Origin of the sequence: Caulobacter segnis (assembly GCF_031454995.1) — a bacterium.
GTDB classification, from domain to species: domain Bacteria; phylum Pseudomonadota; class Alphaproteobacteria; order Caulobacterales; family Caulobacteraceae; genus Caulobacter; species Caulobacter segnis_E.
The window spans coordinates 491,758-513,613 of record NZ_JAVDRV010000001.1; the positions used below are offsets into that span (position 1 = coordinate 491,758).

Consider the following 21,856-nt stretch of genomic DNA (forward strand, 5'->3'; position numbering starts at 1 on the left):
TCGAAAACGCGCCGGCTATTTCCGGCGCGTCACCGTCACCGGCGTTCCGGCGTAGTCGATCGTCGCGTCGGTCTCGTCGAAGTCGACGGATTTCACGCCGGGCCCGATGAAGCGGACCTTGAACACGCGCCGCTCGACCATGCCCTCGAACCGGCCCGAGCGGGCGCCGATCGTCAGGCGGCCGCTGGCCTCGTCATAGCTGATCGGAATGCGGCTATAGGCGCCGCGCTGGTAAGCGGTCGACAGGCCATCGTCCTCGTAGAGCTCGAACCGACCATCCTTGCCCGTGTAGACGACGAAGGTGATCGGCGCGGCGGGCTTCTCGCCGACGTACTGCTGGACCTCGGTGGTCGGCACGATCGCGCCGGCCTTGACGAACAGCGGCATGCGCGACAGCGGCGCCTGGGCCTTGATCGTCTGCCCGCCCGCGTGGCGCTGGCCGGTCTCGAAGTCGTACCAGGACGCCCCCGCCGGCAGGTAGACCTCGCGCGAGCGGGCCTTGAAGCGGGTCACCGGCGCGACGAGGAACGATGGGCCGTAAAGGTACTGGTCGTCGATATTCCGGGCCTTCAGGTCATTGGGAAAGTCCATGACCAGGCCGCGCATGATCCCGCCGTCGCGGTGATAGGTCTCGCCGGCCAGGGTCAGGGTGTAGGGCATCAGCCGGTAGCGGAGCGCGTCGTACCAGGCCAGGCTCTGGTAGACCTCGGAGCCTTCCGGAGCCAGGTTGTAGATCTCGCGGTACGGGAACTCGCCGTGGCTGCGGAACAGGGGCGAGAAGGCGCCGAACTGGAACCAGCGCAGGTTCAGCTCTCGCCATTCCTCCAGGTGCTTGGGGTCCTGGTTCGTATAACGGTCCTCGACCGAGAAGCCGCCGATGTCGGTGGTCCAGTTGGGCACGCCCGACATCGAGAGGTTCACCCCCGCCGAGATCTGGTCGCGGAAGTCGTCCCAGCGGGCGACCACGTCACCGCTCCACAACGCCACGCCGTGACGCTGGATGCCGCCAAACCCCGAGCGCGACAGGATGAAGCCGCGCTTGTTGGGGTCGAGCTCACGCTCGCCCTCGAACACGCCGCGGGTGTGGATCAGCGGGTAGGAGTTGAAGAACTCGGCGCCCGGCCCCAGCGCCGTCGGGCCCATGCGCAGGGTGCGCTCGGCCACGTCGAGGTTGGAGTGCATGTCCGGCTCGTCGCTGTCCATCCACCAGGCGTCGACGCCGTAGCGCTTCAGGCTGTCCTTGACCTGGCGCCAATAGATGTCGCGCGCTTCCTTGGCGTATGGGTCGTAGAACGAATTGGCGTAGCCTGGCCCCACCCAGTCGACCGCGCCCTGCTCGATGTTGCGCTTGTACATGAAGCCCTTGGCGTCGAGCTCCTTGAAGTGGTCGGTCCACGGATAGAACTTGGGCCAGATCGAGATCATGAAATGGCCGTTCATCCCATGGATGTCGTCCAGCATCTTCTGGGGATCGGGGAAGCGCGTCTCGTCGAACGCGTGGCTGCCCCACTGGTCGTCCTTCCAGTAGCGCCAGTCCATCACGACGTTGTCGATCGGCAGCTTGCGCGCGCGGTATTCCTTGAGCACCCCGACGATCTGATCTTGCGTCTCGTAGCGCTGGCGGCTTTGCCAGAAGCCATAGGCCCAGCGCGGCAGGGCCTCCGCCTTGCCCGTCAGCTGGCGATAGCCAGACACCACCTGGTCGAGGTTGTCCCCCGAGACGAAATAGTAGTCGACCGCGTGGGCGACGTCCGAGGTCAGGGTCAGCGACTTCCGCTGGGCGGCGGGCAGCGGGTCATTGTGCAGCAGGGCGATGTAGCCGTCGTCGGGCGTCCATTCGATCCGCACCTTGTGGCGGGTCCCGGCCTTCATCGGCGCCGTGAAATTGTGGAACCACGGGTTCCAGTTCTGCCGCCAGCGGTCGATCTTCAGCTGGCCGTCGACCCAGAGCTTGGCATAGCTGGACGAGTACAGCTGAAACTTCTGGACGCCGGCGGCCTTGGGCTCGACGGAACCTTCCCAGACCACGCTGGCGCCCTTGAGCGGCTTCTTGTCGGCGCCCGTCAGCTCGCTCGGCCAGTTCGGCAGGTCCTTCAGGTACTGGTAGTTCACGTCCGTCTCGACGCGGGTCAGCTTCAGCTGGCCGTTCACGTAATACTTGGCGGTGAAGCCGCCGGGCTTGCCGGCCGCGTCGAAGATCTTCAGGTCGCGCGAGGCCAGGGCGTAGGGCGTCGGGTCGCCAAAGCGAGTGATCCCGTTGTTGTCCCACAGGAGCCCGTAGTTGCGGGTCGACAGCACGAACGGGATGGCGATGGCGCGATTGTACTGGGCCAGCTCGACGTCCTGGCCGTTGTAGTTCATCTGGCCGTTCTGGTGCTGCCCCAGGCCATAGAAGCCCTCGTCGGTGTTCGGGTTGAACCGCTGGCTGACCGCGTAGAAGCCCTTGCCGTCGATGGTCAGCGGCTTGAAGGCCGACCGGTCCCGCTCGGCCAGAACGGTCCGGCCCGAGGCGTCCTTGAACGAGACCGCGCCGTCCTTCAGCGCCACCTCGGCCGTCGCCTTGCCGGCGTTCAGCACGACCTTGCCGGCGGCCTGCTCGACCGTGAAGCCGGAGCTCTTCGGCGTGGCGATCACCATCAGGCTGGGCGGGACCTTGATCTCTTCGGTCGGCGAGGCGGTGACGCGGATGATCCGATCGCTCATCACCCGCAGCCGGACCGTCTTGGCCGGTCCCGTCGCGGGGGTGACGACCACGCCGTCGGCGGTCCGCTGGAAGCCCCCGTCCAGGGCCCAGGCCGAGGTCGACGCCATCAAGGCGCCCAAGGAAACCACCGCCGCCACACGCCAGGCGCCCATTCGCATCCTCCCTTGTCGAGCGCCACTTCCGATAGCGCTACCGCCCTTGCGAGCGACACTCGCCGCCCGGCGGCGTCTTGGCCAGACCCCAGATGGTCGTAAGCAGGTCGATTGCACCGAGCGATATTGTACTATAAATCCCCCCACACCGGGCGGCCCAAGGCCCGGCGCTAGGGACGATCATGAGCGACGGCAGCACAGGACGGCGACGCGCGGCGGCGAAGGTTCACGCTTGATGGACCAGGATGTCGTGATCGTCGGCGACTGGGGCACCTCCCGCCTCCGCCTGTGGCTACGCCAGGGCAAGAGCGTCATCCATCGCCGCGATGGCCCCGGCGTCTCGGCCCTGACCGACACCCCCGAAAAGACCTTCCTGGACCTCGTTGGCGACTGGCGCGAGGCCAATCCGAGCGGCGCGATCCTGTGCGGCATGGTCGGCTCCAGCATCGGCTGGACGCTCGCCCCCTACGCGCCCTGTCCCGCCGATCCGGCGGCGATCGCCGAACGGACGATCCGGCTCGAGGCCGACGGCCTGCCGGTGACGCTGGTTCCCGGCCTATCCTGCGTGAACCCGTTGGGCGGTCCCGACGTGATGCGCGGCGAGGAGACCCAGGTCTTCGGCGCCCTCTCCCTGAACCCCGCCCTTCAGACCGGCCGCCACCTGCTCGTCTTGCCCGGCACCCACAACAAGTGGACCGTGGTCGAGGACGGCAAGGTCACCGGCTTCGTCACCGCCCCGGTCGGCGAGACCTTCGCCCTGCTGAAGAAGCACTCGACCCTGGCGGCCGGCGGCGGAAGCCAGGCCGACGGCTCGGCCGAGGGTTTCGCCCTGGGCCTTTCCCGCATCGCCGAGCATGGCGCCGCGCGGCTGACCCACCTGATGTTCGAGACCCGCGCCCGGCAGCTGCTGGACGGCATGAGCCCGGCCGACGCCATGGGCTATTTGTCGGGCCTGTTGATCGGCGCGGACGTCGCCGCGGCCCGTGACTGGTTCGGGCCAATGCACGCCGTGACCGTGATCGGCGCGGGCGCCCTCAGCGACCTCTACGTCCAGGCCCTGGCCAAGATCGAGGTCGGCGCGTCCGTCGTCGATGGCGACTCGGCCGTTCTCGCCGGCCTTTCGGCGATTTCCAGATCTCAGCGAAAGTGAAGCTTATGACCAACGCCGCCCCGCCCCCCATCGTGGCCATCCTGCGCGGCGTCAAGCCGACCGAGATCCTCGACATCGCCGCGGCCCTGGTCGCCGCCGGGATCAAGGGCATCGAGGTGCCGATGAACTCGCCCGATCCGCTGGAGAGCATCGGCAAGCTGTGCGACGCCTTCGGCGACCAGGCGCTGTGCGGCGCCGGCACGGTGCTGTCGCCCGAAGTCGTGGACCAGGTCGCGGGCGTCGGCGCCAAGCTGATCGTCACGCCGAACATCGACGCCGACGTGATCCGCCGCACGGTCGAACTGGGCCTGACCGCCATGCCCGGCTTCGCCACCCCGTCGGAGGCCTTCGTGGCCGTGAAGGCCGGCGCCAAGGCGCTGAAGCTCTATCCAGCCACCTCGTTCAGCCCCAGCCACATCAAGGCGGTCAAGGACGTGCTGCCCAAGGACATTCTGGTCTACGCCGTCGGCGGCGTGGGCGCGACCAATCTTGAGCCCTGGCGCGCGGCGGGCGTCGCCGGTCTCGGGGTCGGGGGCGACATCTACCGGCCGGGCTACACGGCCCAGGAGGTCGGCGAACGAGCCGCCGCCCTGGTCGCGGCCTGGAACGCCTAACACCGACAAGAACAACAAGAGGGGGGAGACATCATGAACCTGGCCACGATCGACATCGCGGTTCTGGCGATCTACGCGGTCGCCATCTTCGGCCTGGCCCAATGGGTGTCGCGCGACAAGGGCGGCCACCAGAAGGACTCGACCGACTACTTCCTGGCCGGGAAGACTCTCCCCTGGTGGGCGATCGGCGCCTCGCTGATCGCCGCCAACATCTCGGCCGAGCAGATCATCGGCATGAGCGGCTCGGGCTACGCGATCGGCCTGGCCATCGCCTCCTACGAGTGGATGGCGGCCCTGACCCTGCTGCTCGTCGGGAAGTTCTTCCTGCCGGTGTTCCTGAAGAACGGCGTCTACACCATGCCGCAGTTCCTGGAGCAGCGGTATGGCCCCAGCGTGCGGACCCTGATGGCCGTGTTCTGGCTGGGCCTCTACATCTTCGTGAACCTGACCTCGATCCTGTGGCTGGGCTCGATCGCCGTCCACACCGTCACGGGCCTGGACCAGATGTGGGCCCTGGCCGCCATCGGCGTCTTCGCCCTGGCCTATCAGATCTGGGGCGGGCTTAAGGCCGTGGCCCTGACCGACATCGTCCAGGTGGCCCTGCTGGTCACCGGCGGCCTGATCATCGCCTGGCTGTCGCTGGGCAAGATCGGCGGCGGCGACGTCGTGGCCGGCTTCCACCACCTGACCACCCAGTTCCCCGAGAAGTTCGACATGATCCTCTCGAAGGACAGCCCGCACTACAAGGAGCTACCCGGGATCGCGGTGCTGGTCGGCGGGCTGTGGATCATGAACATCAGCTACTGGGGCTTCAACCAGTACATCATCCAGCGGGCGCTTGGCGCCAAGGACCTGGCCGAGGCCCAGAAGGGCATCGCCATGGCGGCCTATCTCAAGCTCTTGATGCCGGTGATCGTCGTGCTGCCGGGCATCGCCGCCCTGGTGCTCGCGCCGGAAGGCATCAAGCCCGACCAGGCCTATCCGGAGATGATGAAGCTGCTGCCGCCGGGCCTCCTGGGCCTGGTGTTCGCGGCGCTGGTGGCAGCGATCGTCGCCTCGCTGGCGGCCAAGATCAATTCGATCGCCACCATCTTCACCCTCGACATCTACGCCAAGGCCCGCCCGAACCAGAGCGAGGGCCGCTTGGTCGCCGTGGGTCGGATCACGGCCGTCGTCGCGGTGATCATCGGGATCTTGACCGCCAAGCCGCTTCTGGGCGGCGCCGAGCAGGCCTTCCAGTTCATCCAGGAGTTCACCGGCTTCTTCACGCCGGGGATCGTGGTGATCTTCATCCTGGGCATGTTCTGGAAGAAGGCGACCACCGCCGGGGCCCTGACCGCCGCGATCGGCTCGGCCGTCCTGTCGGGCCTGTTCTGGCTGCTGCAGGAGAAGGGGATCTACACGATGCCCTTCATGAACCGCGTCGGCGTGGTCTTCCTGTTGTCGCTGGCCGGAGCCGTCCTGGTCTCGCTGGCCGCGCCGCAGAAGAAGGCCGTCAGCGTCGTGACCCTGGAAGGCGTCAGCTACAAGACCTCGACCAGCTTCAACATCGCGGGCGTCGGCGTGATCCTGATCCTGATCGCGCTCTACGCCACCTGGTGGTGATCACGGCGGGAGCCAAGCGCGCGAAGGAATGGCGAATGCGGACACGCTCGCGATTTGGCCGTGCCGTTAGTCCGAACGCTCTTGCCCAAAGCGGACGGCGCGGTTGTATTCGGCTCGACGGATTCCGCTGCTTCGCGGGGCCCGGAACCATAGGGAGCGGCGGTCGTCTCAAGGCCGCCGCCACAGGAAAGAAGAAGAGTCCATGCGCACCCAGCCTGGCCTGAGCTTGACCTACGGCCTGGTGGAGCAGCTAGGACAAGCGATCGTCACCGGCGAATACGCGGCGGTGGGCTTTCCGACCGAGGGAGAGCTGTCCAAGCAGTTCGGCGCCAGCCGCACCGTGACGCGCGAGGCGGTCAAGATGCTGACCGCCAAGGGCCTGCTCAGCGCCCGCCCGCGCCATGGCACCGTCGTGGAGCCCGAGGCCGAGTGGAACATGCTCGACCCCGACGTGCTGCGCTGGCTGCTGGAGCGCAAGTTCTCGCTGCGCCTGCTGGCCGACTTCACGGAGATGCGCTTAGGGATAGAGCCCGCCGCCGCGGCCCTGGCCGCCCGCAACGCCGACGAGGCGGGGCTGGAGGAAATCCGCAAGGGGCTGGGTCGCATGAAGGCCGCCGCCGAGGGCGAGGACGATCCGCTGTCGGCGGACATCGCCTTCCACATCGCCATTCTCGACGCCACCAAGAACCCGTTCTATCGCGAGCTGCACGAGCTGGTGAACACGGCCCTGCGCATCTCGATCCGCTTCACCAACCGCATCAAGGGCCGCACCGCCTCGATCCCCTCGCACGAGGACGTGGCCGAGGCGATCATCGCCCGCGACGCGGATAGGGCCTCGTCGGCCATGCGCGAGATCATCGTCGACGTGCTGGAGCTGATCCGAGCGGCCTCGCCGAGCACGGAATCGGAGGCCGCGCGCCGCGAGGCGTAGGCCTTTCGAAAACGACTCGCGGGACCCATGGCCAAGGTTTAATGTGGCGACGCTTGGCCGAAAGGCGGCGGACCCTTAAAGTTCTTGCCATGGACAAGGGCGATCCCTCTGTGACGGACCAGGTCGAGGGTCTCGACCGTCTCACCGAGCGTGAGCGTGAGTGCTTGCGCCTGGTCGATCGGCACATGAGCTCCAAGGAAATCGCCCGCGAACTGGGCCTCTCCAAGCACACCGTCGACTGGCATCTCGACAAGGCTCGGCGTCGCCTCGGCGCGGCCGATCGCTATGACGCCGCCCGGCGGGTGTTCGATCGCGCGCATCGCGCGGACGCCCCCCCTGTCACGGCCCCTGTCACGACCCCTGTCACCCCCCCTCCGATCGCGTCGGGGTCCGATCCGGCGCGGCTAGGCGAACGTCCTTCTTCACGGTCTCCTGACCTGGCTGAGGAAGGAGCTTTCCGTGACCGAACTTACCCCCTACCAGAAAGAGGCGATTGGCCGGGCGACGTACATGCGCCAGGACATCATGAGCTTCCGGAACAGCTGGCCGGCTCTCAACTCGGCCGAGGCCCTGCCGCCCATCACCTGGAGCGAACTCGAGCGCCAGCTGATGAGCCTGTCGGCGACGCCGGATGGCGCGGCCATGGTCCACGACCTGGTGGCGGCCACGCGCAAGCAGGCCTCCTTCAAGCCCAGCGAGCTGGTGATGCGGGAGATCCTGTGCATCGCCAGCGCGGTGATGGACGAGACGTTCCCGTCGGACTTCTCGTCTTCGGACTCGGAAATGGACGACCTAACCATCTAAGCGTCCCGCTCCGGTTGGCTTTCATCGCCGCCGTGATGATCGTGACGGCCTTTGCGTTCGGCTCGATCCTCGCGGGACTTCACGCGCTGCAAGCCCTGTTTCCCTGATTGAGACGCCCCAAGGGCGTCTGCTTCCAACATTCACCCTTCTTGCAACGCGCCGGGACGCCCGGCGTGAAGGAGACCGCTCATGCTTAAGCAACGCCGCCTGGCCGCCGAGACCGTCGCCGAAGCCCTGTTCGCCGCCGAGAGCGCCATCGACGCCGCCATCGCCCGCACCGCCGCCCTTGCCGGTCTCATGCCGACCTCGCGCCAGGACGCCAATCTCTCGGCCCTGATCGGCCAGGACGCCATCATGTCCGCGATTTCCACGATGCAAGCCCTGGGCGTGGCTCGCGAGAACATCGTCACCACCCACAAGCACCTGACGGTCGCCCAGCGCGACATCGGCCTCGCGGCCGTTTCGTTCGGTCAAGCGCCCGAGAAGCCGGGGGACGGGGCGACGCGCACCGGCCGTCTCAGCGTCGCCGCCTAACGCGCGACTTGCTCATCCGCCAAGGCGCTCCCGCGCCGTCGCGCGCCCCTGGGCGGTTCCCGCCGCCGAGGGGCGTTGCAATCTGGAAGAACGGCGCCACCCTGGCGCGATGAACTTCAACCACCTCTATCAGTGGGCCAGCCTCGTTGGGCTGTTGATCACGACCGGCGCGGCGCTCTGGCGCGGCGGCCCGCCCGAGCGGCTCGCCGCCGTCGCGATGATCCTGGCCTGGTTCGCCACAGGCCTCTTCTACAAGAGCCACCTGTGGTTCGGCCCGCAGACGCCGGTGTTTCTCGTCGACATGACGCTGCTGGGAGTTCTGCTGTTCATCGCTCTGCGGTCGGATCGTTGGTGGCCCATGTGGGCCTGCGGCTTCCATGGCCTGACCCTGTTCCTGACCCTGGCCACCCTGGCCGATCCCAAAATCCCCAACCGCGCCAGCTTGATCGCGGGCGGCGGCATCTTCAGCTACCTGGCCATGACCGCGCTGTTTCTCGGCTCGATCCGTCGCCGAAACCCGCCCTCCCCTGACGCCGCGTCACCGCTGACATAGCCCCGAACGCCTGTTTCACTCTCCGCAACGCAAGCGCGTCAGGCGAAGTGTGAGCGGTTCGCCGCCCGGACGCGCGTCAAGGCAAAAGGGAGAGAACTCATGGGCGAAGCCTATATCGTGGCGGCCGCGCGGACGGCCGGGGGGCGCAAGGGCGGCAAGGTCTCGGGCTGGCACCCGGCCGATCTGGGCGGCGTCATTCTCGACGCCCTGGTCGATCGAACCGGCGCCGATCCGGCACTGGTCGAGGACGTGATCATGGGCTGCGTCGGCCAGGTCGGCGAGCAGGGCCTGAACGTCGCCCGCAACGCCATCCTCGCCTCCAAGCTGCCCGAGAGCGTGCCGGGGACCTCGGTCGACCGGCAGTGCGGTTCGTCGCAGCAGGCCATCCACTTCGCCGCCGCCACCGTGATGTCGGGCGCGATGGACATCGTCATCGCCGCCGGCGTCGAAAGCATGAGCCGCGTGCCGATGGGGCTGTCCTCGCAGCTGCCGTACAAGAACGGCTTTGGCACCTACAAGAGCCCGCGCATCGAGGACAAATACCCCGGCATCCAGTTCAGCCAGTTCATGGGCGCCGAGATGATGGCCAAGAAGTACGACCTGTCGCGGGCCGACCTCGACGCCTTCGCCCTCGAGAGCCACCAGCGCGCCATGGCCGCCACCAAGGCCGGCAAGTTCGCCGCCGAGATCGTGCCCATCGACGTGAAGCTGGAAGACGGCAAGACCGAGCGCCACGCGGTCGACGAGGGCATCCGCTGGGACGCTTCCATGGAGTCGATCGGCTCGGTGAAACTGCTGGCCGAGGACGGCCGCATCACCGCCGCCACCTCCAGCCAGATCTGCGACGGCGCGGCCGGGGTGATGATCGTCAACGAGCGCGGTCTGAAGGCCCTGGGCGTCGAGCCGCTGGCCCGCATCCACCACATGACCGTGATCGGCCATGACCCGGTGATCATGCTGGAGGCCCCGATCCCCGCCACCCTGAAGGCGCTTGAACGGGCCGGCATGAAGATCGGCGACATCGATCTCTACGAGGTCAACGAGGCCTTCGCCTCGGTGCCGACCGCCTGGCTGAAGGTCACCGGCGGCGATCCGGCCAAGCTGAACGTCAATGGCGGCGCCATCGCCCTGGGCCATCCTCTGGGCGGTTCGGGCGCCAAGCTGATGACCACCCTGGTCCACACCCTGAAGGACCGCGGCGCGCGTTATGGCCTACAGACCATGTGCGAAGGCGGCGGCCTGGCCAACGTCACGATCGTCGAGCGGCTGTAGGCCTCAAGACGATAAACACGTGTCATCCCGGAAAGCGCGGAGCGCTTATCCGGGACCCAGGGGCCGGCGCATCGCGGTCGCCCCTGGGTCCCGGCTCTCCGCTACGCTACGGCCGGGATGACATGGTTTAATTGGCTTGGTCAGATAGCCCCATGATCACCCTCTGGCACTGCCGCGACGCCCGCTCGTTCCGCCCGCTGTGGGCGCTGGAGGAGCTGGGGATCCCCTACGACCTGAGGCTCTTGCCGTTCCCGCCGCGGTTCCACGCGCGGGCGTATCTGGACGAGAACCCGCTGGGCACGATCCCGCTGCTGGTCGACGGCGACACCCGGATGACCGAGTCCGCGGCGATGATCGAGTACCTGTCGATGCGCCACGGCGAGGGCCGCCTGTCGGTGCGACCCGAGGAGCCGGGCTACGGCGCCTATCTGAACGGCCTGGTCCAGGGCGAGGCCACCCTGACCTTCCCCCAGACCCTGGTGCTGCGCTATTCGCGGCTGGAGCCCGAGGAGCGCCGCCAACCGCAAGTGGCCGAGGACTACGCCCGCTGGTTCCTGGCCCGGCTGAAGGGGCTGGAGGCGATCCTGGAAACCTCGGCCTTCGTCGCCGCCGACCGCTTCACCGGCGCCGACATCTCGGTGGCCTACGCGCTGTTGCTGGCGAGGGCCCTGAAGCTGGACGGCGGGTTCTCGCCCGCAGTCGCCGACTATTGGACTCGCATGAGCCAGCGGCCCGCCTTCGTCCGCGCCAAAGCGGCGCAAAGCCAGGCTCCAGCAAGCGTTTGAACGTTTTTATCGTCTTACGGCAAATTAACTCAGCGACCCGGGGTTTGTCGGCTAGAAGGCCGACGGACTAACAACAGTCGCTGGGGATGAACGTGCTTTACCGGATCAATGGGCGTCGCCCGACTTTGAGCGCGCTGGTCTTGGTCCTGGGGGTGAGCGCGATCGCCCTTTCTGGATGCGGCGACAAGAAACCCAAGAAAGCCAAGGCGCCGGCCGCGGCGGCCACCGTCAGCGTCGCCACGGTGACCAGCCAGCCGATCGCCCGCCAGATCAGCGCCACCGGCACGATCTCGCCCTGGGAAGAGGTGCCGGTCGGCGCCGAGACCGGCGGCCTGACGGCGCTGGCGGTCAACGCCGAGGAAGGCCAGGTCGTCCAGGCTGGCCAGGTGCTGGTCAAACTCAATGACGCCCTGATCAGCGCCCAGCTGCGGCAGCAGGAAGCGGCTGTCGCCAGCGCCCGCGCCACCCTGGCCGAGGCCCAGGCCGCGCTGGTCCGCGCCCGTGAGCTGCAAGCCAAGGGCTATCTGTCCCAGGCCTCGCTGGACACCGCCACCGCCAAGCAGGGCACGGCGAGCGCCAACCTGGCCGCCGCCGAGGCCGCGCGCGGCGAGACCGCCGCCCGCCTGGCCCAGACCTCGATCCGCGCGCCGGTCGGCGGCCTGATCAGCCGTCGCAGCGTCACCAAGGGCCAGATCGTCACCTCCGGCTCGGAGCTGTTCCGCATCGTCCGCGACGGCCGGCTCGAACTCGACGCCGACATCCCCGAGACCGAACTCGCCGCCGTGAAGGCCGGGATGCCGGCCACGATCTATTCCGACAAGGTCGGCGAGACGAGCGGCCGCGTGCGCATCGTCACCTCGGAGGTCAACGCCAGCAGCCGCCTGGGCGTGGCGCGCGTGGCGCTGTCGTCGATGGGCGGCTTCCGTCCGGGGATGTTCGCCCGCGTCCGCATCGACGCCGGGGATCAGCCGGCCCTCGTCGTGCCCAGCGCTTCGGTGCTGTACCGCGAGAACCGTCCGGGCGTCTTCGTGGTCGACAACGCCAAGAAGGTCCATTTCCGCCGGATCCAGATCCTGACCACCACCGGCGACCGCGTCGCCGCCACCGGTCTCGCGGCCGGCGACCAGGTGGTCGTGGACGGCGCGGGCTTCCTGGGCGAGGGCGACCTGGTGCGCGTCAGCGCCGCCACCACGCCCAAGTCCGCTCGCTAAGGACGCCCCGATGCGCAACATCTCGTCCTGGTCGATCAAGAACCCGATCCCCATCATCCTGCTGTTCCTGCTGCTGACCATCGCCGGGATCGCGGGCTTCCGCTCGATGCGGATCAACAACAATCCCGACGTCGACCTGCCGATCGTCGTCGTCACGGCCGTGCGCCCCGGCGCCGCCCCCAGCGAGCTGGAGACCCAGGTCACCCGCCTGATCGAGGACTCGATCGCGGGCCTTGGCCAGGTGCGGCACACCAACTCCACGATCGTCGACGGCGCCTCGACCACGGTGATCGAGTTCGAGCTGGGCGTGGACCACGAGCGCGTCACCAACGACGTGCGCAACGCCATGTCCAACCTGCGCGGCTCGCTGCCCCAGGACATGCAGGAGCCGACCGTCACCCGGGTCGACATCTCCGGCGACGACCTGATCACCTATGTGGTCAAGGCGCCGACCCTGACGCCCGAGCAGCGCAGCTGGTTCGTCGACAATGACGTCAGCCGCGCCCTGCTGGCGATCCGCGGCGTCGGCGAGGTCAACCGCCGCGGCGGCGTCAATCGCGAGATCGAGGTCGCCCTGGATCCGGACCGTCTGGCCGCGCGCGGCGTCACCGCCGCCGCCGTCAGCCAGGCCCTGGTCTCGTCGAACGCCGACCTGCCCGGCGGCCGCGTGACCATCTCCGGCGCCGAGCGCGCCATCCGCACCCTGGGCGCGGCCGGCTCGGTCGAGCAGCTGCGCGAGACCCGCGTGCCCCTGTCCGGCGGCGGCGCCGTGCGGCTGGCCGACCTGGGCCAGGTCACCGACCACTGGGCCGAGCCCCGCTCGCGCGCCCGCTTCGACGGCCAGGAGGTGGTGACCTTCTCGATGATCCGCTCGCGCGGCGCCTCCGAGGTTCAAACCGCCGAGAAAATCCGCAAGGCCGTCGAGAAGCTCGACAAGGAGCACCCCGAGGTCGAGATCGAGGAGATCACCTCGAACGTGAAGTACATCGAGGAGAGCTATCTGGCCTCGATGGAAGCCCTGATCATCGGGGCGATCCTGGCCGTGCTGGTGGTGCTGCTGTTCCTGCGCGACTGGCGCGCCACCCTGCTGGCGGCCGTGGCCATCCCGACCTCGCTGCTGCCGACCTTCGCGGTGCTGGCGCCGATGGGTCAGTCGCTGAACGGCGTGACCTTGCTGGCGCTGTCGCTGACCGTCGGCATCCTGGTCGATGACGCCATCGTCGAGATCGAGAACATCGTCCGCCACATGCGCGGCGGCAAAAGCCCCTACGCGGCGGCCATGGAGGCGGCCGACGAGATCGGCCTGGCCGTCGTGGCCACCACCTTCACCATCGTGGCGGTGTTCGCGCCGGTGGGCTTCATGCCGGGGATCATCGGCCAGTTCTTCAAGGCCTTCGCCCTGGCCGCCTGTATCTCGGTGCTGTTCTCGCTGGTCGTCGCCCGCCTGCTGACGCCGCTGATGGGCGCCTACATGCTGAAGGCCGACCACAAGCACGAGGACAAGGACCCGTCTTGGATGGGTCCGTACCTCAAGAGCCTGAACTGGGGCCTGAACAACCGCTGGAAGGTCCTGCTGATGGGCATTCCGCTGTTCCTGATCTCGATCTTCCTGGCCACCCGCCTGCCGTTCGAGTTCCAGCCCCAGGCCGACCGCGGCCGGGCCGAGTTCTCGATCGAGCTGCCGCCCGGCGCGACGCTGGACGAGACCGACGCCGTGGTGCAGCGCGTGACCAAGGCGCTTCTGGCCCGTTCGGAAGTGGTCAGCGTCTACGCCTCGGTGGGCCGCAACAACGCGGTCAACAAGGGCCAGGTCACCGCCGACCTGACCGAGAAGGGCCAGCGGATCAGCCAGCAGCAGTTCAGCCGCCAGATGGTCGACCAGTTCGCCGCCATCCCCGGCGCGCGGATCGGCGCGGGCAGCAACAATGGCGGCGGCCCCTCGAGCGGCGGCACGTACACCCTGAGCCTGGTCAGCGACAACGGCCCGGCCCTCGAAGCCGCCGCCCGCAAGGTCGAGGCCGAGATGCGCACGGTCCCGGGCCTGGCGCACGTGGTCAACACCGCCGCGATCGCCCGTCCCGAGATCGTCGTGACGCCGCGTCCCGACCAGGCCGCCCGCGCGGGCGTCTCGGCCGGCGCGATCTCGCAGGCCGTGCGCGTGGCCACGATCGGCGACGTCGACCAGAACCTGCCCAAGTACAATCTGGGCGACCGCCAGGTGCCGATCCGCCTACGTCTGAACGACGACGCGCGTGGCGACATCGCGGTGCTGCAGACCCTGCAGGTGCCCTCGGCCGACGGCGCGGTGCCGCTGAACGCCGTGGCCGACGTGCGGTTTGGCGCGGGTCCCTCGCAGATCGACCGTCGCGACCGCTCGCGCGTGGCGACGATCACCGCCGAGCTGGACGGCATCGTCGTCGGCGAGGCCGCCACCCGCGTCCACGCCCTGCCCTCGGTCAAGAACCTGCCGACCGGCGTCAAGGAAGTGGCCGCCGGCGACGCGGAGTTCATCCAGGAGATGGTCAGCGGCTTCCTGGGCGCGCTGATCACCGGCATCCTCCTGATGTACGTCGTGCTGGTGCTGCTGTTCCGCAGCTTCGCCCACCCGGTCACCATCATGGTCGCCTTGCCGCTGGCCATCGGCGGCGCCTTCGGCCTGCTGGTGCTGGCCAAGTCCAGCTTCTCGATCTCGACCCTGATCGGGATCCTGATGCTGATGGGCATCGCCGCCAAGAACTCGATCCTGCTGGTCGAGTACGCGATCATGGCGATGAAGGAGCACGGCATGGACAAGCGCACGGCCATCATGGACGCCGCCCACAAGCGGGCGCGGCCGATCCTGATGACCACCGTGGCCATGGGCGCGGGCATGCTGCCCACCGCCGTCGGCCTAGGCGCCGAGGTCGAGTTCCGGGCGCCGATGGCGATCGCCGTCATCGGCGGCCTGATCACCTCGACCCTGCTCTCGCTGCTCTACATCCCGGTGGTGTTCGTGCTGATGGACGGGCTGAAGACCCGCTCCGAGCGGATGATGCACCGCCTGTTCGGCCACCAGCACCACGCCGCCGCGCCGAAGGTGGTGGAGTAGACCTTAAAACCGTCATCCCGGCCAAGCGCGAAGCGCGCCGAGCCGGGACCCAGGGGCCGCCGCATCGCGCTTGGCCCCTGGGTCCCGGATAGCCTCTTCGAGGCTTCCGGGATGACCCGGGGGATATTTACCCCTTCAACGCCTTCGCCACGACAGGCGCCAGGCGTTCGGCGATGATGCGGGCGCCCTCGGCGTTGGGGTGGATGCCGTCGCTCTGCATGTAGCGCGAGACGCCGATCACGCCGGTGAAGAAGTCGGGCGCGTAGAAGACGCCAAGCTCCCGCGCCAGCGCCGGATAGATTTCGGTGAAGCGACGGGCGTAGTCGATCCCCAGCAGACCCGGCGCGCGCACGCCCGCCAGCACCACCCGCACGCCCCGCGCCTTCAGCCGCGTAACGATGGCGCGCAGGTTCTCGCGGGTCCAGGCGGGGTCCGCGCCCAGCAGAAGGTCGTTGCCGCCCAGGGCGACGACGCAGACGGCGGTCTCGGCGGGGATGCGCTCGACGCGGGACAGGCCGGCCTGGGTGGTGTCGCCGATCACGCCGAAGCCGAACACGCGGGCCTGGATCTTCATCCCGTCCAGCGCGCGCTGCAGCCAGGCCGGCAGGGCGCGGTCCTGGGCCAGGCCAAGGCCCGCGGTGATCGAGTCGCCCAGCACCGTGACGAGCGGCGGAGGCGGCGGGGCGATCTTGCGACGCGCCGCCTGGGCCGCGCCAGGAAGGCCAAGCGCCAGCAAGGCGCCGATGACAGCGCGACGATCGCGGAATGGGGTGTGGAACTTCTCCATGGATCGAACCGTATGAGTTGCCTGCCAACATGAAACGCGTTTGGCTTGAACGCGGGATGAAGGGGAGTGGCGGCTATGCGTCGCAGGTTTCGCGAAATCTTGATCATCGGCGTCGCCGCGGCGGCGTTGTCGGCCTGCGGCCAAGGCCAGTCCCAGACGGCTCCCGTGGGCTACGGCCCCAATCCCGCCCTGCCCGAGCCGCGCAAGACCCTGATCCCGACCGTTAAGGTTTCCGAGGTCGTCGGCTGGCCTTCGGGCGTGACGCCGACCGCGCCGGCCGGCTTCCGAGTCCAGCCGTTCGCCACCGGCCTGGACCATCCCCGCTGGCTGCTGGCGCTGCCCAATGGGGACGTGCTGGTCGCCGAGAGCGCCGCCCCGCCGAAGGCCGAGCCGCCGTCGGGCCTGCGCGGCTTCTTCCAGAAGATGCTGATGAAGAAAGCCGGCTCGGTCGTGCCCAGCGCCAACCGCATCACGCTGTTGCGCGACGCCGACAAGGACGGCGTGGCCGAGCTGAAGACGCCGTTCCTGACCAACCTCTATTCGCCGTTCGGCATGGCTCTGGTCGGCGAGACCCTCTACGTCGCCAACGCCGACGCCATCATCGCCTTCCCCTACAAGACCGGCGAGACGAAGATCACCGCCGCCCCGCGCAAGGTGACCGACCTGCCCGGCGGGCCGATCAACCACCATTGGACCAAGAACATCATCGCCAGCCGCGACGGCTCGAAGCTCTACGCGACGGTCGGCTCCAACAGCAATGTCGGCGAGAACGGCATGCAGAACGAGGTCGATCGCGCCGCGATCCTAGAGGTCGATCTGGCCACCGGCGCCAAGCGGGTCTTCGCCTCGGGCCTGCGCAATCCCAACGGTCTGGGCTGGAACCCGGCCAATGGCGAGCTGTGGACCGCCGTCAACGAGCGCGACGAGCTCGGCAACGATCTGGTGCCCGACTACATGACCTCGGTGCGCGAGGGCGGCTTCTACGGCTGGCCCTACAGCTATTTCGGCCGCCACGTGGACAAGCGGGTGAAGGACAGCGACCGCCGCCCCGACCTCGTCGAGCGCGCCATGGTCCCGGACTACGCCCTGGGCGCCCACACCGCCTCCCTGGGCCTGACCTTCTATGAAGGCGCCCAAAACCCACAAGGGGGCTTTCCGGCCCGCTACAAGGACGGCGTCTTCGTCGGCCAGCACGGCTCGTGGAACCGCAAGCCTCAGGCCGGCTACAAGGTGATCTTCGTGCCGTTCGCGGGCGGCAAGCCGGCGGGCCCGGTCGAGGACTTCCTGACCGGCTTCCTCGACAAGGACGGCAAGGCCCAGGGCCGCCCGGTGGGCGTGACCGTCGACACCGCCGGCGCGCTGCTGGTGGCGGACGACGTCGGCAACGCCGTCTGGCGGGTCAGCGCGAAATAAACCCTCTCCCGCCGGGAGAGGACGGGGCCCGTCGCGGAGCGATGGGAGGGTGAGGGATACCAACGCGGCGACACGAAGCGCTGACTCAACAGCCCCTCACCCCTACCCCTCTCCCAAGGGAGAGGGAGGCTCCTTAGCGGAAACTTGCACAACGAGACTAACCGGCCATACCCTCCTACCAAAATAAGGGAGGACCTCCGGATGAAACTCGAACGCCTACCGCCGGTGCGGACCTCGCTGTCGCCGACCAACCATCCGTACATGACGGGCGCGTGGACGCCGCAGCACGAGGAGGTCAACGCCTGGGACCTCGAGGTGCTGGAGGGCGCGATCCCCGCCGACCTGGACGGCGTCTATCTGCGCAACACCGAGAACCCGGTCCACGACCCGCTGGGCCGCTATCACCCGTTCGACGGCGACGGGATGATCCACCAGATCGAGTTCAAGGGCGGCCAGGCGACCTATCGCAACCGCTTCGTGCGCACCCGCTGCTTCGAGGCCGAGCAGGAGGTCAACGGGAGCCTGTGGGGCGGCCTGATGGATGGCCCTGGGACCTCGAAACGTCCCGGCTTCGGCGCCCATGGGTCCCTGAAGGACAGCGCCAGCACCGACATCGTCGTCCATAACGGCGAGGCGATCGCCACCTTCTACCAGTGCGGCGAGGCCTATCGCCTGGATCCGCTGACCCTGGAGACGCTGGGCGTCGCGTCCTGGGCGCCGCTGGACGGCGTCTCGGCCCATCCCAAGGTCGACGAGGCGACCGGCGAGTTGATGTTCTTCAACTACTCCAAGGCCTGGCCCTACATGCACTACGGCGTGGTCGGGCCGGACGGTAAGCGGAGCCTCTATCAGGGCGTGCCCCTGCCCGGCCCGCGCCTGCCGCACGACATGTGCTTCTCCGAGCACTGGGCGATCCTCAACGACCTGCCGGTGTTCTGGGACCAGGACCTGATGGCGCGCGACATCCACGCCGTGCGCCTGCACAAGGGCCTGCCCAGCCGCTTCGCCCTGGTCCCGCGCCACGGCGGCGAGCCGCGCTGGTTCGAGGCCGAGCCGACCTATGTGCTGCATTGGCTCAATGCGTACGAGGACGGCGACGAGGTGGTGCTGGATGGCTACTTCCAGGAAAAGCCGATCCCCCGCCCGCTGGAGGGCGCCCCCGACGGCCACGGCCACCTGATGGCCTATCTGGACGAGCACAGCTTCCTGCCCAAGCTGCACCGCTGGCGCTTCAACCTGAAGACCGGCGAGACGACGGAGAAGCATCTCGATGACCGGATTCTCGAGTTCGGCATGTTCAACCAGAAATACGCCGGCAAGCCCTATCGCTACGCCTATTCCACCACCGCCAAGCCGGGCTGGTTCCTGTTCAACGGCTTCGTCAAGCACGACCTGGAAACCGGCGAAAGCTGGTCGATCACCCTGCCCGAGGGCCGCTACGCCAGCGAGGCGCCGTTCGCGCCCAAGGTCGGCGCTACGCGCGAGGACGACGGCTATCTGGTCAGCTTCATCATCGACGAGAACCGGGGAACCTCGGAGTGCGCGATCATCGACGCGCGAGCCTTCGAGGTCGTCTGCCGCGTCGCCCTGCCCCACAAGCTCAGCAGCGGCACCCACAGCGTCTGGGCCGGGCGGGAGATGCTGCGGGGGTAGCGCGGCCGCTCCTTCCGCAACGTCCGCTTGCCGGGCCGGATAACGCCAGTACACTCACCTGAACAACGATAAGTCAGGAGGGTGGAATGGCGACCGGAATCCCCCAGGCGAGACCGCCGAAGGCCTGCGTGATCGGCGCCGGCTGCAGCGGCTTCACCACGATCAAGCGGCTGAAGGACCACGGGATCCCTTACGACTGCTTCGAGATGTCGGACGAGATCGGGGGCAACTGGTACTACAAGAACCCCAACGGACTGTCGGCCTGCTACGAGAGCCTGCACATCGACACCAGCAAGTGGCGCCTGGCGTTCGAGGACTTCCCCGTGCCGAAGGACTGGCCGGACTTTCCGCATCACGCGCAGCTCTTTCAGTACTTCAAGGACTATGTCGACCACTTCGGCCTGCGGCCGACCATCACCTTCAACACCCGGGTCGAGAAGGCGCGCCGCACCGCCGACGGCCTGTGGGCGGTGACGCTGTCGAGCGGCGAGACGCGGCTCTATGACGTGCTGTTCGTCTGCAACGGCCACCACTGGGATCCGCGCGTGCCGGAGTATCCCGGCGAGTTCGACGGCCCGGCCTTCCACGCTCACGCGTACTGCGACCCGTTCGATCCCATCGACATGCGCGGCAAGAACGTCGTGGTGGTCGGCATGGGCAACTCGGCCATGGACATCGCCAGCGAGCTGTCCCAGCGCCCCATCGCCAAGAACCTTTGGGTCTCGGCCCGGCGCGGGGTCTGGGTGTTTCCCAAGTACCTGAACGGCAAGCCCGCCGACAAATCCGCCATGCCGGCCTGGATGCCGCGCAAGCTGGGCGTCGCCTTGGCGCGCTCGGTGCTGAAGAAGACCATCGGCCGGATGGAAGACTACGGCCTGCCCAAGCCCGACCACGAGCCGCTGGAGGCCCACCCGTCCGTCTCGGGCGAGTTCCTGACGCGCGCGGGCTGCGGCGACATCAAGTTCAAGCCGGCGATCAAGGCGCTTGAGGGCAAGCGCGTGCGCTTCGCCGACGACAGCGTCGAGGACGTCGACGCCATCATCTTCGCCACCGGCTACAAGATCAGCTTCCCGTTCTTCGACGATCCGGACCTCAAGCCCGACGCCGACCACCGCTTCCCGCTGTTCAAGCGGATGATGAAGCCGGGCGTCCCGAACCTGTTCTTCATGGGCCTGGCCCAGCCGCTGCCGACCCTGGTGAACTTCGCCGAGCAGCAGGCCAAGCTGGCGGCCGCGTACCTGGCCGGCCGCTACGCCCCGCCGCCCCGCGCGGAGATGGAGAAGATCATCGCCAAGGACGAACAGCGCCACACCGGCCACTTCTACGAGTCGGCTCGGCACACCATCCAGGTCGACTTCAACGTCTATTGCGCCGACCTGAAGAAGGAGATCGCCAAGGGCGAGGCGCGGGCGCGGAGCCAGGGCGGGAAGCCGCCGGCGCCGGGCCGGGCGGGGATCAAAGGTGAAGCTTTGCCCGCTGAGTAAAAAACGTGTCATCCCGGAAGCGCGCAGCGCTATCCGGGACCCAGGGGCCGGCGGTATTGCGGTTGCCCCTGGGTCCCGGCGCTCCGCTACGCTGCGGCCGGGATGACACGCAGAAAGACAGAGCCCATGCCCAATATCACCTTCGACAAGGACACCCGCGCCAAGCTGGTCGCCGGCCTCTCGCACTATCTGAAGGACGAGCTGGACCTGGAGGTGAAGGGCTTCGACGCGGAGTTCCTGCTGGACTTCGTCACCGAGCGGCTGGGTCCCTACTGGTACAACCAGGGCCTCCACGACGCCCAGGCCCTGTACCGCGAGAAACTGGAGGCGATCAGCGAGGCCGTCTACGACATCGAACAGCCGGTCAAACCCTTATGATCGGGGGGGCTTGCCGGGCGGAGCGGAATGGGGGCACGTTCCTGACGGAGCGTCACGATCGCTCCCTCTTCGAGTCGGGGCCCATGTCGAACATCGCCTACTTCCCCAAGCCTCACATCGACCAGCGGCCGGGGAAGCGTGAGCGGACCAAGACCGCCAACCGCCAGGCCATCCTCGACGCCGCGCGCGAGGTGTTCGGCGAGCTGGGGTATGACGCCGCCACCGTGCGCGACATCATCCGCCGCACGGGTTTGGCCTCCGGCACCTTCTACAACTACTACAAGTCCAAGGAGGAGGTGTTCGACGCCCTGGCCGACGACGGCGCCCGCCGCTTCCGTCCGCTGCTGCGCGCCGAATCCGAGAAGGCTGACGATTTCCAGTCGTTTCTGCGCGGGGCCGTGCTGGCCTATTTCGAGTTCCTGGCCAAGGAGCAGGAGAGCTGGCACATCAATCGTCCCCCCGGCGAGCCGATCCCGCACGCGCGCTCCACGCCCGAGCTGGCCGCCGTGTTCGACGAGGTGCGCGAGGCTTTCGCCCGGGTGCTGGCGCACGACAACGCCCCGCCCGTCGATCTGGACTACCTGACCTCGGCCTGCATCGCGATCGCCCGCGAGCTGGGCGACAGGATGCTGGAGCGCCGCCCCGTCGATACGGCCACGGCCGCGGACTTCGCCGTCAAGCTGATCCTGGGCGGCGTACCCGCCCTGCCAAAACTGTAAGAAAACGGCGAAACTATAA

18 protein-coding genes and 2 pseudogenes are annotated in these 21,856 nt (G+C 68.0%); 17 read left to right on the top strand and 3 right to left on the bottom strand.

The genetic code is table 11. From position 1 onward, the window contains the following. Window positions 1-15: 15 nt before the first annotated feature. A complete protein-coding gene (locus J2728_RS02350) occupies window positions 16-2,856 on the bottom strand; it encodes a glycoside hydrolase family 31 protein (RefSeq protein WP_309995832.1) in 2,841 nt (946 codons plus the stop codon). Between the two features lie 235 nt (window positions 2,857-3,091). On the opposite strand from J2728_RS02350, the gene J2728_RS02355 reads away from it, so the two are divergent. The 9 genes and pseudogenes from J2728_RS02355 (at window position 3,092) to J2728_RS02395 (ending at window position 10,319) form a co-directional block, all read left to right on the top strand. Next, window positions 3,092-4,006: a 2-dehydro-3-deoxygalactonokinase gene (locus J2728_RS02355; RefSeq protein WP_309995835.1), complete on the top strand. Its 915-nt coding sequence runs from the start codon at window positions 3,092-3,094 to the stop codon at window positions 4,004-4,006. A 5-nt stretch (window positions 4,007-4,011) separates the two neighbouring features. Then, the gene (locus J2728_RS02360; protein ID WP_309995838.1) at window positions 4,012-4,620 is read left to right on the top strand and encodes a 2-dehydro-3-deoxy-6-phosphogalactonate aldolase; all 609 of its coding nucleotides are present in this window, start codon (window positions 4,012-4,014) and stop codon (window positions 4,618-4,620) included. A 33-nt stretch (window positions 4,621-4,653) separates the two neighbouring features. Further along, complete coding sequence (locus J2728_RS02365; RefSeq protein WP_309995841.1) at window positions 4,654-6,225, top strand: sodium/sugar symporter; 1,572 nt, start codon at window positions 4,654-4,656, stop codon at window positions 6,223-6,225. A gap of 202 nt (window positions 6,226-6,427) precedes the next feature. Further along, entirely contained in the window at window positions 6,428-7,156 is a 729-nt protein-coding gene (locus tag J2728_RS02370; protein WP_309995843.1) for a FadR/GntR family transcriptional regulator, read from the top strand. A gap of 185 nt (window positions 7,157-7,341) precedes the next feature. Then, window positions 7,342-7,395 (top strand): annotated as a pseudogene (locus J2728_RS02375) (hypothetical protein); the annotation flags it as partial. A gap of 271 nt (window positions 7,396-7,666) precedes the next feature. Beyond that, window positions 7,667-7,960 (top strand): hypothetical protein, encoded by a 294-nt coding sequence (locus J2728_RS02380; RefSeq protein WP_309997552.1) that lies wholly within the window; start codon window positions 7,667-7,669, stop codon window positions 7,958-7,960. Window positions 7,961-8,149: 189 nt separating this feature from the next. Then, window positions 8,150-8,494 (top strand): hypothetical protein, encoded by a 345-nt coding sequence (locus J2728_RS02385; protein WP_309995846.1) that lies wholly within the window; start codon window positions 8,150-8,152, stop codon window positions 8,492-8,494. Between the two features lie 109 nt (window positions 8,495-8,603). Continuing rightward, window positions 8,604-9,047, top strand: coding sequence for a hypothetical protein (locus tag J2728_RS02390; protein ID WP_309995849.1), 444 nt, complete (start codon window positions 8,604-8,606; stop codon window positions 9,045-9,047). 99 nt (window positions 9,048-9,146) lie between these two features. Further along, on the top strand, window positions 9,147-10,319 hold the full coding sequence (locus tag J2728_RS02395; RefSeq protein WP_309995852.1) for an acetyl-CoA C-acetyltransferase: 1,173 nt from the start codon (window positions 9,147-9,149) through the stop codon (window positions 10,317-10,319). A 48-nt stretch (window positions 10,320-10,367) separates the two neighbouring features. Here J2728_RS02395 and J2728_RS02400 read toward each other — a convergent pair. After that, window positions 10,368-10,463, bottom strand: a pseudogene (locus J2728_RS02400) (hypothetical protein); the annotation flags it as partial. Window positions 10,464-10,471: 8 nt separating this feature from the next. Between J2728_RS02400 and J2728_RS02405 the strand changes: the two are divergent. From J2728_RS02405 to J2728_RS02415, 3 genes are all read left to right on the top strand, one after another. Next, window positions 10,472-11,104 carry a glutathione S-transferase family protein gene (locus J2728_RS02405; RefSeq protein ID WP_309995855.1) on the top strand — a complete coding sequence of 211 codons (633 nt, stop codon included), beginning with the start codon at window positions 10,472-10,474 and terminating at the stop codon, window positions 11,102-11,104. A gap of 152 nt (window positions 11,105-11,256) precedes the next feature. After that, a complete protein-coding gene (locus tag J2728_RS02410) occupies window positions 11,257-12,315 on the top strand; it encodes an efflux RND transporter periplasmic adaptor subunit (RefSeq protein ID WP_309995858.1) in 1,059 nt (352 codons plus the stop codon). A 10-nt stretch (window positions 12,316-12,325) separates the two neighbouring features. Further along, window positions 12,326-15,403: an efflux RND transporter permease subunit gene (locus J2728_RS02415; protein ID WP_309995860.1), complete on the top strand. Its 3,078-nt coding sequence runs from the start codon at window positions 12,326-12,328 to the stop codon at window positions 15,401-15,403. Between the two features lie 127 nt (window positions 15,404-15,530). On the opposite strand, the gene J2728_RS02420 is transcribed toward J2728_RS02415, so the two are convergent. Next, window positions 15,531-16,190, bottom strand: coding sequence for an arylesterase (locus tag J2728_RS02420; protein ID WP_309995863.1), 660 nt, complete (start codon window positions 16,188-16,190; stop codon window positions 15,531-15,533). Between the two features lie 75 nt (window positions 16,191-16,265). On the opposite strand from J2728_RS02420, the gene J2728_RS02425 reads away from it, so the two are divergent. From J2728_RS02425 to J2728_RS02450, 5 genes are all read left to right on the top strand, one after another. After that, complete coding sequence (locus J2728_RS02425) at window positions 16,266-17,603, top strand: PQQ-dependent sugar dehydrogenase (RefSeq protein WP_309995866.1); 1,338 nt, start codon at window positions 16,266-16,268, stop codon at window positions 17,601-17,603. A 201-nt stretch (window positions 17,604-17,804) separates the two neighbouring features. Further along, on the top strand, window positions 17,805-19,256 hold the full coding sequence (locus J2728_RS02430) for a carotenoid oxygenase family protein (protein ID WP_309995870.1): 1,452 nt from the start codon (window positions 17,805-17,807) through the stop codon (window positions 19,254-19,256). A gap of 86 nt (window positions 19,257-19,342) precedes the next feature. Further along, window positions 19,343-20,740 carry a flavin-containing monooxygenase gene (locus tag J2728_RS02435; protein ID WP_309995873.1) on the top strand — a complete coding sequence of 466 codons (1,398 nt, stop codon included), beginning with the start codon at window positions 19,343-19,345 and terminating at the stop codon, window positions 20,738-20,740. Window positions 20,741-20,866: 126 nt separating this feature from the next. Further along, window positions 20,867-21,118, top strand: a complete 252-nt coding sequence (locus tag J2728_RS02445; protein ID WP_309995875.1) for a DUF2164 domain-containing protein — start codon at window positions 20,867-20,869, stop codon at window positions 21,116-21,118. Window positions 21,119-21,201: 83 nt separating this feature from the next. Continuing rightward, window positions 21,202-21,837, top strand: coding sequence for a TetR/AcrR family transcriptional regulator (locus J2728_RS02450; RefSeq protein WP_309995877.1), 636 nt, complete (start codon window positions 21,202-21,204; stop codon window positions 21,835-21,837). Window positions 21,838-21,856 lie beyond the last annotated feature (19 nt).